Annotated in this window: 15 protein-coding genes; 9 read left to right on the top strand and 6 right to left on the bottom strand. The window is 70.1% G+C overall.

The features are described from left to right. Positions 1–118: 118 nt before the first annotated feature. Positions 119–1,795 (top strand): AMP-binding protein, encoded by a 1,677-nt coding sequence (locus tag ACFV8T_RS18260; RefSeq protein ID WP_385328570.1) that lies wholly within the window; start codon positions 119–121, stop codon positions 1,793–1,795. Continuing rightward, the gene (locus ACFV8T_RS18255) at positions 1,792–3,399 is read left to right on the top strand and encodes an AMP-binding protein (protein WP_385328568.1); all 1,608 of its coding nucleotides are present in this window, start codon (positions 1,792–1,794) and stop codon (positions 3,397–3,399) included. Before ACFV8T_RS18260 ends, ACFV8T_RS18255 begins: the two co-directional genes overlap by 4 nt. A 22-nt stretch (positions 3,400–3,421) precedes the next feature. On the opposite strand, the gene ACFV8T_RS18250 is transcribed toward ACFV8T_RS18255, so the two are convergent. The 3 genes from ACFV8T_RS18250 to ACFV8T_RS18240 form a co-directional block, all read right to left on the bottom strand. Beyond that, positions 3,422–3,643 carry a hypothetical protein gene (locus ACFV8T_RS18250; protein WP_385328566.1) on the bottom strand — a complete coding sequence of 74 codons (222 nt, stop codon included), beginning with the start codon at positions 3,641–3,643 and terminating at the stop codon, positions 3,422–3,424. Positions 3,644–3,720: 77 nt separating this feature from the next. Beyond that, on the bottom strand, positions 3,721–4,275 hold the full coding sequence (locus ACFV8T_RS18245; protein WP_385328565.1) for a GNAT family N-acetyltransferase: 555 nt from the start codon (positions 4,273–4,275) through the stop codon (positions 3,721–3,723). 192 nt (positions 4,276–4,467) lie between these two features. Further along, positions 4,468–5,193 (bottom strand): hypothetical protein, encoded by a 726-nt coding sequence (locus ACFV8T_RS18240; protein WP_385328796.1) that lies wholly within the window; start codon positions 5,191–5,193, stop codon positions 4,468–4,470. 257 nt (positions 5,194–5,450) lie between these two features. On the opposite strand from ACFV8T_RS18240, the gene gcl reads away from it, so the two are divergent. After that, positions 5,451–7,226 carry a glyoxylate carboligase gene (gcl, locus tag ACFV8T_RS18235; RefSeq protein WP_385328564.1) on the top strand — a complete coding sequence of 592 codons (1,776 nt, stop codon included), beginning with the start codon at positions 5,451–5,453 and terminating at the stop codon, positions 7,224–7,226. A gap of 426 nt (positions 7,227–7,652) precedes the next feature. On the opposite strand, the gene ACFV8T_RS18230 is transcribed toward gcl, so the two are convergent. The 3 genes from ACFV8T_RS18230 to ACFV8T_RS18220 all read right to left on the bottom strand — a co-directional run bounded on the left by ACFV8T_RS18230 (position 7,653) and on the right by ACFV8T_RS18220 (position 11,103). Then, a complete protein-coding gene (locus ACFV8T_RS18230; protein WP_385328562.1) occupies positions 7,653–9,110 on the bottom strand; it encodes a catalase in 1,458 nt (485 codons plus the stop codon). Between the two features lie 206 nt (positions 9,111–9,316). Continuing rightward, a complete protein-coding gene (locus ACFV8T_RS18225) occupies positions 9,317–10,216 on the bottom strand; it encodes a 2-hydroxy-3-oxopropionate reductase (protein ID WP_385328561.1) in 900 nt (299 codons plus the stop codon). Positions 10,217–10,263: 47 nt separating this feature from the next. Continuing rightward, a complete protein-coding gene (locus ACFV8T_RS18220) occupies positions 10,264–11,103 on the bottom strand; it encodes a TIM barrel protein (RefSeq protein ID WP_385328559.1) in 840 nt (279 codons plus the stop codon). 224 nt (positions 11,104–11,327) lie between these two features. Here ACFV8T_RS18220 and ACFV8T_RS18215 point away from each other — a divergent pair, with 224 nt between their 5' ends. The 6 genes from ACFV8T_RS18215 to pucL all read left to right on the top strand — a co-directional run bounded on the left by ACFV8T_RS18215 (position 11,328) and on the right by pucL (position 15,310). Further along, complete coding sequence (locus ACFV8T_RS18215; RefSeq protein ID WP_385328558.1) at positions 11,328–12,533, top strand: lactonase family protein; 1,206 nt, start codon at positions 11,328–11,330, stop codon at positions 12,531–12,533. A gap of 99 nt (positions 12,534–12,632) precedes the next feature. After that, positions 12,633–12,884 (top strand): thiamine-binding protein, encoded by a 252-nt coding sequence (locus ACFV8T_RS18210; protein ID WP_266428750.1) that lies wholly within the window; start codon positions 12,633–12,635, stop codon positions 12,882–12,884. Then, on the top strand, positions 12,881–13,258 hold the full coding sequence (locus tag ACFV8T_RS18205; protein ID WP_124721336.1) for a helix-turn-helix domain-containing protein: 378 nt from the start codon (positions 12,881–12,883) through the stop codon (positions 13,256–13,258). The genes ACFV8T_RS18210 and ACFV8T_RS18205 overlap by 4 nt, the downstream gene beginning before the upstream one ends. Positions 13,259–13,449: 191 nt before the next feature. Continuing rightward, complete coding sequence (gene uraD / locus ACFV8T_RS18200; protein ID WP_266428754.1) at positions 13,450–13,959, top strand: 2-oxo-4-hydroxy-4-carboxy-5-ureidoimidazoline decarboxylase; 510 nt, start codon at positions 13,450–13,452, stop codon at positions 13,957–13,959. Positions 13,960–13,964: 5 nt separating this feature from the next. Further along, the gene (uraH, locus tag ACFV8T_RS18195; protein WP_385328556.1) at positions 13,965–14,357 is read left to right on the top strand and encodes a hydroxyisourate hydrolase; all 393 of its coding nucleotides are present in this window, start codon (positions 13,965–13,967) and stop codon (positions 14,355–14,357) included. A gap of 5 nt (positions 14,358–14,362) precedes the next feature. Next, positions 14,363–15,310, top strand: a complete 948-nt coding sequence (gene pucL / locus ACFV8T_RS18190) for a factor-independent urate hydroxylase (RefSeq protein WP_385328554.1) — start codon at positions 14,363–14,365, stop codon at positions 15,308–15,310. The last annotated feature ends 78 nt before the right edge of the window (positions 15,311–15,388 follow it).

The following is a 15,388-nucleotide window of genomic DNA, read 5'->3' as shown; positions in this document are numbered from 1 at the left end:
GCCCGGCTCCAGGGGGCTCGGCCACCCCCTCGCTGCACCCCCGTTCGGGGGTGGTGAGACCTGGGTCACTGTTTACATGATGTTAAGTGACCGGTCCGGTCCGCAATGAGGAGGGCACATGTCGGCAACCAGCGCGACGGAGACGTTCCGGGCCGCCCGGGACTTTCTGCTGAAACACCGTGAGGACTACCACGCGGCCTACGAGGGCTTCAGCTGGCCCAGGACCGACCATTTCAACTGGGCGCTCGACTGGTTCGACGTCATCGCCGAGAACAACGACCGCACCGCCCTGCACATCGTGGAGGAGGACGGCGGTCGCACCGAGGTGTCCTTCGCCCGGATGTCCGCCCGGTCCAACCAGGCCGCGAACTGGCTGCGCGCCCAGGGCGTGCGCGCCGGGGACCGGATCCTCGTCATGCTCGGCAACCAGGTCGAGCTCTGGGAGACCGCCCTCGCCGCGATGAAGCTGCGCGCCGTGGTCATCCCCGCCACTCCGCTCCTCGGCCCGGTCGACCTGCGTGACCGGGTGGAGCGCGGCCGGGTCCGGCACGTCCTGGTGCGGGACACCGACACCGCGAAGTTCGACGAGGTGCCCGGCGGTTACACCCGGTTCGCCGTCGGCGCGGACGTGCCCGGCTGGCTGTCGTACACCGGAGCCGACGAGCAGCCGGAGACCTTCGAGGCGGACCGGGAGACCGACGCCGACGAGCCGCTGATGCTCTACTTCACCTCCGGCACCACCGCCAGCCCCAAGCTCGTCGAGCACACCCATGTCTCGTACCCCGTGGGCCACTTGTCGACGATGTACTGGATCGGCCTCAAGCCCGGGGACGTGCACCTCAACATCTCCTCGCCCGGCTGGGCCAAGCACGCCTGGTCGAATCTCTTCGCGCCCTGGAGCGCCGAGGCGACCGTCTTCATCTTCAACTACACCCGCTTCGACGCGGGCCGGCTGATGGCCGAGATGGACCGCTCCGGCGTCACCAGCTTCTGTGCCCCGCCCACTGTCTGGCGGATGCTGATCCAGGCCGATCTCGCCCAGCTGAAGACCCCGCCGCGCGAGGTCGTCGCGGCCGGTGAGCCGCTGAACCCGGAGGTCATCGAGACGGTGCGGCGCACCTGGGGCGTCACCATCCGGGACGGCTTCGGCCAGACCGAGACCGCCGTCCAGGTCGCCAACACCCCGGGCCAGCTGCTGAAGGCCGGTTCGATGGGACGGCCCAGCCCCGGTTTCAAGGTCGAGCTCCTGGACCCGGTCACCGGTGAGCCCGGCGCGGCCGAGGGCGAGATCTCCCTCGACCTGTCCGGCCGCCCGGTGGGCCTGATGACCGGCTACCACGGCGACCCGGACCGCACGGCCGAGGCCATGGCGGGCGGCTACTACCGCACCGGTGACATCGGCTCGCGCGACGCAGACGGCTACATCACCTACGTCGGGCGTGCGGACGACGTCTTCAAGGCGAGCGACTACAAGATCAGCCCCTTCGAGCTGGAGAGTGCGCTGCTGGAGCACGAGGCGGTCGCCGAGGCCGCCGTCGTCCCCGCTCCCGACCCGGTCCGGCTCTCCGTCCCCAAGGCGTACATCGTGCTCGCGGCGGGCTGGGAGCCCGGCCCGGACACCGCGAAGGTGCTGTTCGAGCACTCGCGATCGGTCCTCGCCCCGTACAAGCGGGTCCGCAGGCTGGAGTTCGCCGAGCTGCCCAAGACCGTCTCCGGCAAGATCCGCCGCATCGAACTGCGCGAGCGCACGGCCCAGGGCGCCGGCACCGAGTACGACGAGGGTGATCTGCGATGAGCCGGCTCTCCTACGCGCACGGCACCGGCACCACGGCGCTCCTCGGCGACACCATCGGCCGCAATCTGGACCGCGCGATCGAGACGTTCGGCGACCGCGAGGCGCTGGTGGACGTCGCGTCCGGGCGACGCTGGACCTACGCCGAATTCGGCGCGGCGGTCGACGAACTGGCCCGCGCGCTGATGGCGTCGGGGGTGGCCAAGGGGGACCGGGTCGGCATCTGGGCGGTCAACTGCCCGGAGTGGGTGCTCGTGCAGTACGCCACGGCCCGCATCGGCGCCATCATGGTCAACATCAACCCGGCGTACCGCGCGCACGAACTGGAGTACGTGCTGAAGCAGGCCGGGATATCGCTCCTGGTCGCCTCGCGCTCGCACCGCACCAGCGACTACCGCGCCCTGGTCGGCCAGGTCCGCGCCGACTGCCCCGCGCTGCGCGCCGTGCACTACATCGGCCACCCGTCCTGGGACGAACTGCTGGCTGCCTCCGAATCCGTGACGGAGGAACAACTCGCCGCTCGGGAAGCCGAGTTGTCCTGCGACGACCCGATCAACATCCAGTACACCTCCGGCACCACCGGCTTCCCCAAGGGGGCCACCCTCTCCCACCACAACATCCTCAACAACGGATACTTCGTGGGAGAGCTGGTCGCCTACACGGAACAGGACCGGATCTGTCTGCCCGTCCCCTTCTACCACTGCTTCGGCATGGTCATGGGGAATCTGGGCGCCACCTCGCACGGCGCCTGCATCGTGATCCCGGCCCCCGCCTTCGAGGCCGCCGCCGTGCTCGCCGCCGTGCAGCAGGAGCGCTGCACCTCGCTCTACGGCGTCCCCACCATGTTCATCGCGGAGCTGAACCTCCCGGACTTCGCCTCGTACGACCTCTCCTCGCTGCGCACCGGGATCATGGCCGGATCGCCCTGCCCGGTCGAGGTGATGAAGCGGGTCGTCGCCGAGATGCACATGGACGAGGTGTCCATCTGCTACGGCATGACGGAGACCTCGCCGGTCTCCACCCAGACCCGCCGCGACGACGACCTGGAGCGCCGCACCGGCACCGTCGGGCGCGTGATGCCGCACATCGAGGTCAAGGTCGTCGACCCGGTGACCGGGGTGACGCTGGAGCGGGGTGCGCCGGGCGAACTGCGCACCCGTGGCTACAGCGTGATGCTCGGCTACTGGGAGCAGCCCGAGCGGACCGCCGAAGTCATCGACGCCGGCCGCTGGATGCACACCGGTGACCTCGCGGTGATGCGGGAGGACGGCTACGTACAGGTCGTCGGCCGGATCAAGGACATGATCATCCGCGGCGGCGAGAACGTGTATCCCCGGGAGATCGAGGAATTCCTCTACGGCCACCCGAAGATCGCCGATGTGCAGGTGGTGGGTGTGCCGGACGACACCTACGGCGAGGAGATCCTGGCCTGTGTCATACCGAGGGATCCGGCGGACCCGCCGAGCCTGGAAGAGGTGACGGCCTACTGCCGCGAGCAGTTGGCGCACTACAAGATCCCGCGGCAGCTGCGGATCCTGGAGACCTTCCCGATGACGGTCAGCGGGAAGGTCCGGAAGATCGAACTGCGAGAGGTCTACGGGCAGTAGGACCGGAGCGCCCCGGGCGTCGTCAGGCGGCCTCGATGATGTCGCCGGTGACGCCCCGGGTCGCGGCCGCCCATTCGATCAGCAGCACCTCGTAGGCGGCGGACTCCACGGAGGACCAGTCCTGGCCGGCCTGCGCGTCCACGAACGCGCGTATCGCCTCGTTCGCCTGGGCGGCGGACGGGGGCGTCGGCCGGGACGTGCGCGGCCGGTCGTCAGGTGGTGTGTGCCGTGGAGTTAAAGCCATGAGCACTACCTTAAGGCCCGCCACTGACAGCGGGCCGAACATTTGTGGCCCCCTGGCCTGAACGTGACCGATTGCACTCACTGTTGCCGGTCGGCTCCGGTGAGCTGCCGGAGGTGCCCGGTGTGCGGGATCTCGCGCCGCATGCAGACCCTCGGCCAGTGGTCGAGGCCGTGTTCCGCCTCCTGTGCCCTGATCTTCCGCAGCCCGTCGGTGAGTTCGGCAGCGTCGAGGGTGCGGAAGCCGAGGCGGGCGTAGTACGGCGCGTTCCAGGGGACGTGGGAGAAGGTCGTGAGCGTGAGTGCGCCCAGACCGCGTTCGCCCGCCCATCCGGCGAGGTGATCGATGAGTGTGCTGCCCACGCCGCGCCGTGCGGCGGACGGGTGCACGGAGACCTGCTCGATGTGGGCCGCCCCGTCGACCGGGTCGGCGATCAGATAGCCGACCGGGTGGTCGTCGGGGTCCGCGGCCACCCAGGCGCGGCCGGCCCGGCGGTACTCGTCCAGCAGAGCGAGCGGCGGCGGCTCGTCGTCCGCGATCACGGACATGCCGAGCGTGCGGAACGGTTCGCCGGCGGCCCGCTCGATGTCCTGGAGCAGTGGAAGGTCGGTGCGGCGGGCGGTACGGATGCGCATACGGCCAGTATGTCGCCCCGGACGCGGCTCAGAGCCTGTCGGGTGACCTCCGACCGGGCGGCCACGCCCTGGCACGCACGCTTCCCGCGTTGTCGTCGGTCGCCAACGCTCCGCGTCGACTCCCTCCTCCGCCTTGGAATCGCACGCACCAGACCGCGTCCGCCAGCCGATCCGAGGTCACCCGACAGGCTCTCAGGCCCCGGTGCTGAGCAGCTCGTCGGCCGGGCTGTTGACCGGCTGAGGCGTTCCCGCCGGGTCCAGCACGAAGAGCGGCATGCCCAGGCCGTCCGCGCGTGCCGCCGCGTCCGGCGCGTACCCCGAGAGCGAGAAGAAGATGCCGGTGACCGATGCGCTGAGCGCGTTGAGCCAGAGGCACTCGACGTCGCGCAGGGTGGTCGGGCGGGTGACCGTGTCGACCTGGGCCATCAGCCCGGCGGCCCGCAGGTCGATCCGGGCGGGCGAGGGCTGCGACGGCTGCACCACGTCGCGGTAGCCCAGCCAGCTCAGATACCGGGCCGCGGTCGCGAGCGCGTCGCCCGCGCCGTGGATCGCGAGGGCCCGGAACGCGGGCCGGGGCGCCGGGGCCGTACGCGGCAGCGGGATGTGCGAGGGCCCGGCGGGCCGGGACCCGTCCTCGGGCGCGGCGTCGCCGCCGGGCGCCGCCGGCCGGACCGGGACGCGCAGCACCGTCCCGCACGGGCAGCACAGCTCCGGCTGCGGCCACTGGTCCAGGCGCCCGCAGTCGGGGCAGCGCACCGTCACCCAGTCGTCGTTCCAGGTGCGGTGGGTGATCGGTACGACCGGGGCGCCGCGCAGCACGGGCGGGGCGGTCGGTGCCCCGCACGGGCAGGGGTAGGCCGGCGGACTGTACGTGTGGTCGCGGCCGCAGGCGGGGCAGCGTACCGGCACCGACTCCACCATGATCGTCCTCCGGCTCCGCTCCAAACCCCCATCGTCCACCAAGCGGGAGGCCCTGGGGAGGGACTTGGCGTACTTCGTGGACCGGAGCGCGCACTCGGCGGCTCCGTGCGCCGTCTCTTGACGGTCGCCGGGGCTCGCCTTAGATTTACTTCCGTATAACAGAATCAAATTTCCGTAATGCGGAATTGGTGCTCTCAGGTGGCGCGACAGAGCCCGAATCCACCAGGTCCGAGCAGGAGCACTCAATGCCTCGAATGACCGCTGCCCGAGCGGCAGTTGAGATCCTCAAGCGCGAAGGCGTCAGCAACGCGTTCGGTGTGCCGGGCGCGGCGATCAACCCCTTCTACGCGGCCCTCAAGGCCTCCGGCGGGGTTCATCACACGCTCGCCCGTCACGTCGAGGGCGCCTCCCACATGGCGGAGGGCTACACCCGGGCGCGCCCGGGGAACATCGGCGTCTGCATCGGTACGTCGGGGCCGGCCGGCACCGACATGATCACCGGCCTGTACTCCGCCATCGCCGACTCCGTCCCGATCCTGTGCATCACCGGCCAGGCCCCGACCGCCGTGCTCCACAAGGAGGACTTCCAGGCGGTCGACATCGCCTCGATCGCGGCGCCCGTCACCAAGGCCGCGACGACCGTCCTCGAAGCCGCCCAGGTCCCCGGCGTCTTCCAGCGGGCCTTCCATCTGATGCGCACCGGCCGTCCCGGCCCGGTCCTCATCGACCTGCCCATCGACGTCCAGCTCACCGAGATCGAGTTCGACCCCGACCTGTACGAGCCGCTGCCGGTGCACAAGCCCGCAGCGACCCGCAAGCAGATCGAGCGGGCGCTGGAGATGCTGAACTCCTCCGAGCGTCCGCTGCTCGTCGCGGGCGGCGGCGTCATCAACGCCGACGCGTCCGAACTCCTCGTCGAGTTCGCCGAGTTGGCCGGCGTCCCGGTCGTCCCGACCCTGATGGGCTGGGGCGCCATCGCCGACGACCACGAGCTGAACGCGGGCATGGTCGGCCTGCAGACCTCGCACCGCTACGGCAACGCGAACTTCCTGGAGTCCGACTTCGTCCTCGGCATCGGCAACCGCTGGGCCAACCGCCACACCGGCAAGCTGGATGTCTACACCCAGGGCCGCACGTTCGTCCACGTGGACATCGAGCCCACCCAGCTCGGCAAGATCTTCGCCCCCGACCTCGGCATCGCCTCCGACGCCAGGGCGGCGCTGGAGCTGTTCGTCGAGGTGGCGCGCGAACTGAAGGCGGCCGGGAAGCTCAAGGACCGCTCGCAGTGGGCCGCGTCCACCCAGGAGCGCAGGGCGGCCCTCCAGCGCCGCACCCACTTCGACAACGTGCCGCTGAAGCCGCAGCGGGTGTACGAGGAGATGAACCGGGCGTTCGGCCCCGAGACCCGGTACGTCACCACGATCGGCCTCTCGCAGATCGCCGGCGCGCAGATGCTGCACGTGTACCGGCCGCGCCACTGGATCAACTGCGGGCAGGCGGGCCCGCTCGGCTGGACCATCCCGGCCGCGCTGGGCGTCGCCACGGCCGACCCGGACGGCTCCGTGGTCGCGCTCTCCGGCGACTACGACTTCCAGTTCATGCTGGAGGAGCTGGCCGTCGGGGCGCAGCACCGCATCCCGTACGTCCACGTCCTGGTGAACAACTCCTACCTGGGGCTGATCCGCCAGGCGCAGCGCAACTTCGACATCGACTTCCAGGTCAACCTGGAGTTCGAGAACCTCAACTCGCCGGAGATCGGCGTGTACGGCGTCGACCACGTCAAGGTCGTCGAGGGGCTGGGCTGCAAGGCGATCCGCGTCACCGAGCCGGACCAGCTGCTGCCCGCCTTCGAGGAGGCCAAGAAGCTGGCCGCGGAGTTCCGGGTGCCGGTGGTGGTCGAGGCGATCCTGGAGCGGGTGACGAACATCGCGATGAGCGGTACGGACATCGCGTCCGTCAACGAGTTCGAGGACATCGCGACGGAGCCGGCCCACGCGCCGACCGCGATCCGTCCGCTCGCGACGACCTGACGAACCGCCGACGGCCCCGTGGCCCCCGTCCCCGACTCCGGGGGCGGGGCCCACGGTCGTCCGGGGGCCCGCCACGGACAGGGTCCGGTGGCCGGGTCGGGCCCGGTCCGGGGACGCACGCGAAGCCCGGGAACACGCACACGAAGCCCGTGGACGCGCACACGAAAGAGGGCGCGGAGCACGGGAGCGTATCCGTACTCCGCGCCCTGACGCGGGAAACACAACGCAACACAACGCAACACAACAGGGGCCGCGGCGGCGGCGATCGGGCCGGAACGGCTCGTCCTCATTCAGGTCAGAGGACGAGGAGGCATACCGGCCCTCACCACCGCACTGGCGTCGCACGACCGCCGCGGCCTCGTCCTGCCCGCGCCGCATGACATCCCTCATCCGGATTCGCGGCGCGAGCAGGGCTCAGTGGGAGACTCAGTCCTCGCGCAGGGCGCGGACCGCCTCCTCCACGCGCTTGCCGTAGTCGGCGTCGGCGGCGTGGAAATGGGCGAGGTTCTTCTCGATCACGTCGTCGCGGGTCACCTGGGAAAGGCCACCGGCGATGTTGGCGACCAGACGCCCCTTCTCCTCCTCGGACATGAGCCGGTACAGCTCGCCCGCCTGGAAGAAGTCGTCGTCCTTGGTGTGGGCGGGCGCCGCGTGGGTGCCGGTCCAGCCGTGGATGGCGAGCGGGGCGGAGAGCGCCGCGTCGGTCTGGGCGGGGCCCGCGTACGAGTTGGGCTCGTAGTTCTTGTCGTGGCGCGAACCGTTGCGGGTGGCGTGCAGTCCGTCGCGGCCGTAGTTGTCGACGACCGCGGTGCGCGGCGCGTTCACCGGGAGCTGGGTGTGGTTGACGCCCAGCCGGTAGCGGTGCGCGTCCGCGTAGGCGAACAGCCGGCCCTGGAGCATCTTGTCCGGCGAAGGACCGATGCCCGGCACGAAGTTGTTCGGGGAGAACGCGGCCTGCTCGACCTCGGCGAAGACATTGTCCGGGTTGCGGTCAAGGACCAGCCGGCCCACCCGCTGGAGCGGGTAGTCGCTGTGCGGCCACACCTTGGTCAGGTCGAACGGGTTGAAGCGGTATCCCGCGGCCTCGGCGGTCGGCATGACCTGCACGTACAGCGTCCAGGACGGGTTCACCCCGCGCTCGATCGCCTGGAGCAGGTCCGTCTGGTGCGAGCTGCCGTCCTTGCCCGCGAGTTCGGCGGCCTGCTCACTGGAGAGGGACCGCACGCCCTGGTTCGTCTTGAAGTGGTACTTGACGAAGAAGGCCTCGCCCTCGACGTTCGTCCACTGGTAGGTGTGCGAGCCGTAGCCGTTCATGTGACGGTACGAGGCGGGGATGCCGCGGTCACCCATCAGCCAGGTGACCTGGTGCGTCGCCTCGGGGGCGTGCGCCCAGAAGTCCCAGACGTTGTCCGGCTCCTGACGGCCCGTGAAGGGGTCGCGCTTCTGCGAGTGGATGAAGTCGGGGAACTTGATCGGGTCCTTGATGAAGAACACCGGGGTGTTGTTGCCGACCAGGTCGTAATTGCCTTCGTCCGTATAGAACTTGAGGGCGAAGCCGCGCGGGTCGCGCACCGCGTCCGCACCGCCCAGCGAGTCGGCGACGGTCGAGAAGCGGATGAAGGTCTCGGTGCGCTTGCCGACCTCGGAGAGGAAGTCCGCCCGGGTGAAGGCGGTGATGTCGTCGGTCACTTCGAAGTAGCCGTACGCGCCGGAGCCGCGGGCGTGGACCACGCGCTCCGGAATGCGCTCCCGGTTGAAACGGGCCAGCTTCTCCAGCAGGTGCTGGTCCTGGAGGAGGATCGGGCCACCGACACCGGCGGTGGCGGAGTTCTGGTTGTCGGCGACCGGGGCGCCTGACTCGGTCGTAAGCACACGCTGCGTCATGGTGTCGGGGCGACCTTCCGTACGGGAGCTGCTGAGCTGCTGAACTGCGACGGCTCGGGGCTCCAGGAGCGTAAGTACGCCCCGAACCCGACGTCAACAGTTTGTTGAATTTGTTGGCCGGTGTTCCGGACGGCGCCGACGCCTGGGCGCGACAGGACAGGTGTCGGCGCCGACGCCGTCCGGAAGTCTCTGGGTTGCCGGGCCGGTCAGGCCTGGACGGGCTGCCCCGACAGGCGCTCGACCGAGCGCAGCAGTGCCGAGTGGTCCAGGCCGCCGTCGCCCTGCGCGCGCAGCGAGGCGACGAGCTGGGCGACCACGGCGCCGACGGGCAGCGCGGCGCCGACATTGCGGGCGGCGTCCGTGACGATGCCCATGTCCTTGTGGTGCAGGTCGATCCGGAAGCCCGGCGCGAAGTCCCGCTTGAGGAAGTTGTCCTTCTTGCGGGTCAGGACGGTCGAGCCGGCCAGTCCGCCGTTGAGGACGTCCAGTGCGGCGGCCAGGTCGACGCCGGACTTCTCCAGGAAGACGACCGCTTCGGCGCACGCCTGGATGTTGACCGCGACGATCAGCTGGTTGGCGGCCTTCACCGTCTGGCCGGAGCCGTGCGGACCGCACAGCACAATGGTCCTGCCGAGCGCCCGGAGGATCGGCTGCGCCGCGTCGAAGTCGGGCTGCTCGCCGCCGACCATGATCGACAGCACGGCCTCGATCGCACCGGCCTCGCCGCCGGACACCGGGGCGTCGAGCACCCGGATGCCCTTGTCCTTCGCGTTCTTCGCGAGGTCCACGGAGGTCTGCGGAGTGATCGACGACATGTCGATCAGCAGTGCGCCGGGCCTGGTGTTCTCCAGGATGCCGTCGGGGCCGTAGGCGATGGCCTCGACCTGCGGGGAGGCGGGCACCATCGTGATGACGACATCGGCGTCCCGGACCGCCTCGGCGATCGAGCCCGCGCCGGTGCCGCCGGCCGCGACCAGCCGGTCGATCTTCGCCTGCTCCAGGGTGTGACCGGTGACGTCGTACCCGGCCTTGATCAGGTTCTCGGACATGGGGGAGCCCATGATGCCGAGTCCGATCCACGCAACCTTGGGGAGGTTGTTGCTCATGAGGGTGCCTTCCGATAAGCGTGTGTACGAGGGGGAGTTCGCCACCCTCAGCGGGCGGCCCGCGCGGTGACCGGGAGCCACTCGAAGGCCTCGGCGCTCGGCCGGTCGCCCGGCTTGTACTCCAGGCCGACCCAGCCGTCGTAACCGGCCTTCGTCAGCTGGTCGAGGAGTTGCTCCAGCGGGAGCGAGCCGGTGCCGGGCGCGCCGCGCCCCGGATTGTCGGCGATCTGGACGTGGCCGGTCCTGTCGGCGTACGCCGTGATGACCTGGCCGAGGTCCTCGCCGTTCATCGACAGGTGGTACAGGTCCAGCAGGAACTTCGCGTTCCCGAGTCCGGTCGCCGCGTTGACCTTGTCGACGATCCCGATCCCGGCCGGGGCGCTCACCAGGGGGTAGCGCGGCGACTCCGGCTCGTTGAGGGTCTCGATCAGGAGTACCGCCCCGATCCGGTCGGCCGCACGGGCGGCGAGCACCAGATTCTCCAGGGCGAGTCCGTCCTGCACGGCCGGGTCCACGCCGTCGACGCGGTTGCCGTACAGCGCGTTGAGCGCCTTGCAGCCGACCGAGGCGGCGAAGCCGGCCGCCACGTCGATATTGGCGCGGAAGCGGTCCGACTCCGTGCCCGGCAGGGAGAGCGCGCCGCGGTCGGGGCCGGGCAGCTGTCCGGCGTAGAAGTTCAGTCCCACCAACTGTGTGCCCGCGTCGTCGAGCGCCTTCTTGAGGGCGTCGAGCTCGGCCTGCGGCGGAGTGGGGGTCTCGATCCAGGGCCACCACAGCTCGACCGCCGTGAAGCCGGCCGCGGCGGCTGCCGCGGGACGCTCCAGGAGCGGGAGTTCCGTGAAGAGGATCGAAAGGTTCACATCGAAGCGCTGGTCCGGGTAGCCCATGAGGGTTTCGGCGCTCCTTCCGTATTGCGGAAGTTAGTTTCTACGTAACGGAAGATTGCCCGGAGCTGCGGAAGCTGTCAAGGGGGTGCCCGGAATTCGGTCCCGGGGTCTTCGTGCGGGTTGCGCAAGGTGGGCCCCCAATTGCGCCGGTTGCCGTGGAGGTCCGGGGCGGGCCAGGGTTGCTGGTGCGTCCGATGCCGCCGACCCCGTACGAGGTGCCTCGCATGAACCACGCCACCAGCCGGCGCACCGTCCTCGGCGCGCTGCTCGCCGGTGCCGCCCTGTCGGCGGCCCCCGCTGCGCCCGGCTCCCCGCGGACCCCGGGGTCCGCGCCGGACCGGGCGCCCGCGGTCGGGCCACGCCCGCGCGCCACCCCGCGGCTGCTGCTCGGCACGTACACCTCGGCCGAGGGCGGCGGCACGGGAATCGGGACGGCTGCCTACGACCCCGCCACCGGGGCGATGGCCGCCGGTCCCGTGATCACGGGTGTGGCCAACCCCTCGTACCTGGCCGCGCATCCTTCCGGCGCCACCGTCTACGCGGTCGACGAGCAGGACCCGGGCGGTGTGACGGCGGTGGCCCTGTCGCCGGACGGCACCCACCGGGTGCTGGGAACGCGCGACACGGGCGGGGCCGGGCCCACCCATCTGTCGGTCCATCCCACCGGAAGGTGGCTGCTCACCGCGAACTACACCGCGGGCAGCGTCGCGGTGCACCCCATCCGGGGCGACGGATCGCTGGGGGAGCGTACGGACCTGGTCGCCCACACCACGCCACCGCCCGGCCCCGGTCAGGACGGGCCGCACGCCCACCAGATCATCACCACCCCCGACGGCGGCCACGTCCTCGCCGTGGACCTCGGCAACGACACCGTGTACACGTACCGGCTGGACGAGAGGCGCGGCACGCTCGGCCGGGTCTCCCGCGCGGCGCTGCGCCCCGGCGCCGGACCGCGGCACATCACCTTCCACCCCGGGGGCCGCTTCGCCTACCTGGCCTGCGAGGTCGACAACACCGCGGTCGTCTGCGGCTACGACCCGGCCACCGGCACGCTCTCCCCGGGTACCCCGCAGTCCACGGGGACCGGTGCGGGGACCAGCTACCCCGCGCAGTTCCTGGTCACCGCGGACGGCCGGTTCGCCTACCTCGCCAACCGGGGGCACAACAGCCTGACGCGCTACGCCGTAGAGGACGACGGGGCCGTGCTGCGGCTGCTCGGCACCGTGCCCGTCGGCGGCGACTTCCCCCGGCAGATCGCCTTCTCGCCCGACGGGAAACTGCTCTTCGCGGCCAACCAGAGGTCGAGCACGGTGACCGCCTTCCGGGTCGACGCCCGCGACGGCGGACTGACCCGCACCGGTCAGGCACTCGCCGCCCCGGTCGCCGTCTGCGTACTGCCGCACCCGGGCGCGCGCCCGGCCGGGTACTGAGGGCTGATCCGACGCCCGACGGCCCCGGCGCACGTCCGTTAGGGTCAGGCGCGAGCCGCGGGTTTCACAGCCGCGTGGCGAACGCATGAGGGAGGCACAGTGCGCTTGAGAGTGGAGTTCACCACCGAGCCCTTCGATCTCGACGAGGCGCCCGCCCACGCGGTCGTGGCCCGCGAGGTCATCCAGGCGGCCGACCTGGACGCCGTGGACGTCGGCCCCTTCGGCAACACGGCGGAGGGCGGCGCGGACGAGGTGCTCACCGCGGTGGACTCGCTGCTGCGCCAGGCCCTGGCATCGGGTGCCACCCGGGTGTCCCTCCAGGTCAATGTGATCGGGGAGGACTCCCAGTGACCGAACCGGCGGACCACCCGCTCGTCACCGCGGTCAAGCCGCTCGTCGACGCCATGGGCGCCGAGCTGCTCGGGCCCGAGCAGGCCCAGCCCGACGACGTCGTGCTGGCCTGGGAGGGCGAGGACGTCATAGCCGTACGGCTGCCCCAGCTCTCCGAGTCGCTCGATCACATCCTGGCCGCCATGGAGCGCCGGCACGGCATGCCGCTCGCCGAGCTGGACCGCCGGACCAAACAGTCGGTGGTGCGGACCCTGGAGGCACGTGGTGCCTTCTCGGTACGCCACGGCGTGGAGACGGTGGCGGGCGCGCTGGGGGTCAGCCGCTTCACCGTCTACAACTACCTGAACAGGGAAAATGCGGCCAAAGGCGAGTAGTTGAGGCCGTAGCCGAGCGAACGCAGTGCAAGGCCGCGGAGGGCCGTCGTCCGGAGTGCCGGGCGACGGCTTTTTGCATTCGCGTAATTTCAACAAAGTGTTGACGTGGTGTTGTGGAGGGCGTTAGCTATCCGCAGCCCGACCGACGCGAAGCGAAAAAACGCACAGCGAAAACAGCCACGGAGGCTCCCGTGACTTCGAGCTCCACGCCGGGCCTCGCCCGGTTCAACACCCTGGCGGACGACGAGGCCACCACCGCGTTGCACGAGGTGTGTGCCGGCGCGGCATGGGGAAGAGCGATCCTCTCCCGACGCCCGTACGCCACCGCGGAAGCCCTCCTTCGTGCCAGTGACGCCGCCACGGCGGCGCTGACCCCGGAGGAACTGGCCGAAGCGATGGCCGGCCATCCGCCGATCGGCCGCCCGAAGCCCGGAGACCCGACCTCCTCCCGCGAACAGCGGGGGATGGCCGGCGCCACCGAGGAACTCAAGGCCGAGATGCTCGAACTGAACCTGGCCTACCAGGAGCGGTTCGGACATGTCTTCCTGATCTGCGCCACCGGAGCCACCGGTGAGCAGATGCGCGACGCGGTGAAGTCCCGGATCGGGAACTCGCCCGAGCAGGAGCGCGGGATCGTGCGCACCGAGCTGGGCAAGATCAACCGCATCCGGCTGACCCGTCTCGTAACCGAAGGAGAGTGACGGTCTTGAGCACCGACACCACCGCATCGGTGTCCACGCACATCCTGGACACCAGCATCGGCCGCCCCGCCGCGGCCGTCGCCATCACGCTCGCCGCCCGCGGCGGCAGCGGCGCGCCCTGGGTGACGCTCGGCGGATCCGCGACCGACGCCGACGGGCGATGCAAGGACCTGCCGGCACCGCCGGAGGGCACCACCCATGTACGTCTCGGCTTCGAGACCGAGGCGTACTTCGCAGCCAAGAAGCAAGCCGAGGCGCAGCAGGACGCCCCCCGCGTAAGGGACAGCGGTGCGTTCTTCCCGGAAGTGGCGATCACCTTCGCCGTCGTGCCGGGCGAGCACTATCACGTACCGCTGCTGCTCAACCCGTTCGGCTACTCCGTTTACCGAGGGAGCTAGCAGACATGCCCACGATTCTCGGCCAGAACCAGTACGGCAAAGCAGAGAACCGCGTCGTCAAGATCACGAGGGACGGCGACACCCACCACATCAAGGACCTGAACGTCTCCGTCGCCCTCTCCGGCGACCTGGACGACGTCCACTACAACGGCTCGAACGCCAACTGCCTTCCGACGGACACCACGAAGAACACCTGCTTCGCGTTCGCCAAGGAACACGGCATCGAGTCGGCCGAGCAGTACGGCATCCACCTCGCCCGGCACTTCGTGGACAGCCAGCCATCGATCCACCGTGCGCGCATCCGTATCGAGGAGTACGCCTGGGAGCGCATCGCCGGCTCCGACGGCAACTCCAAGTTCATCGGCGCCGACGAGGTCAAGCACTCCTTCGTCCGCAAGGGCCAGGAGACCCGCCTGGCGCAGATCACGTACTCCGCCGGAGGCGACGGGGGGGCGAAGTTCGAAGTCCTGTCCGGGCTCAAGGACCTGACCCTGATGAACTCCACGAACTCCGAGTTCTGGGGCTACATCAAGGACAAGTACACGACGCTCCAGGAGGACTACGACCGCATCCTCGCCACGTCCCTGTCCACGTGGTGGCGGCACAACTGGACCTCCGACGAGCAGCGCATGCCGCAGTGGGAGAAGTCCTACGAGCAGTCCAGGAAGCACATCCTGCACGCGTTCGTGGAGACGTACTCGCTCTCGCTCCAGCAGACGCTGTACCAGATGGGTTCGCGGGTCATCAACAACCGCAGCGAGATCGACGAGATCCGCTTCTCCGCCCCCAACAAGCACCACTTCCGGCAGGACCTCTCCGCCTTCGGCCTGGAGAACGAAGCCAAGGACGGCGCCGTGTACTACGCCGCCGACCGCCCCTACGGCCTGATCGAGGCCACCATCCTGCGCGACGGCTGCGAGCCGCACATCCCGGTCGACATGACCAACCTCTGACGCGGGGCGGGGGGGGGCGCCGCGCCCCAACAACGGGGGGGGGGGGGAAAAAGAAGAGAAAAAAAAAGAAACAAACAC

This window comes from Streptomyces sp. NPDC059832 (genome assembly GCF_042731715.1).
Taxonomy (GTDB): Bacteria; Actinomycetota; Actinomycetes; order Streptomycetales; family Streptomycetaceae; genus Streptomyces.
Note: the sequence above shows the minus strand (reverse complement) of the source record. Positions and strands in the feature narration are given on the sequence as shown.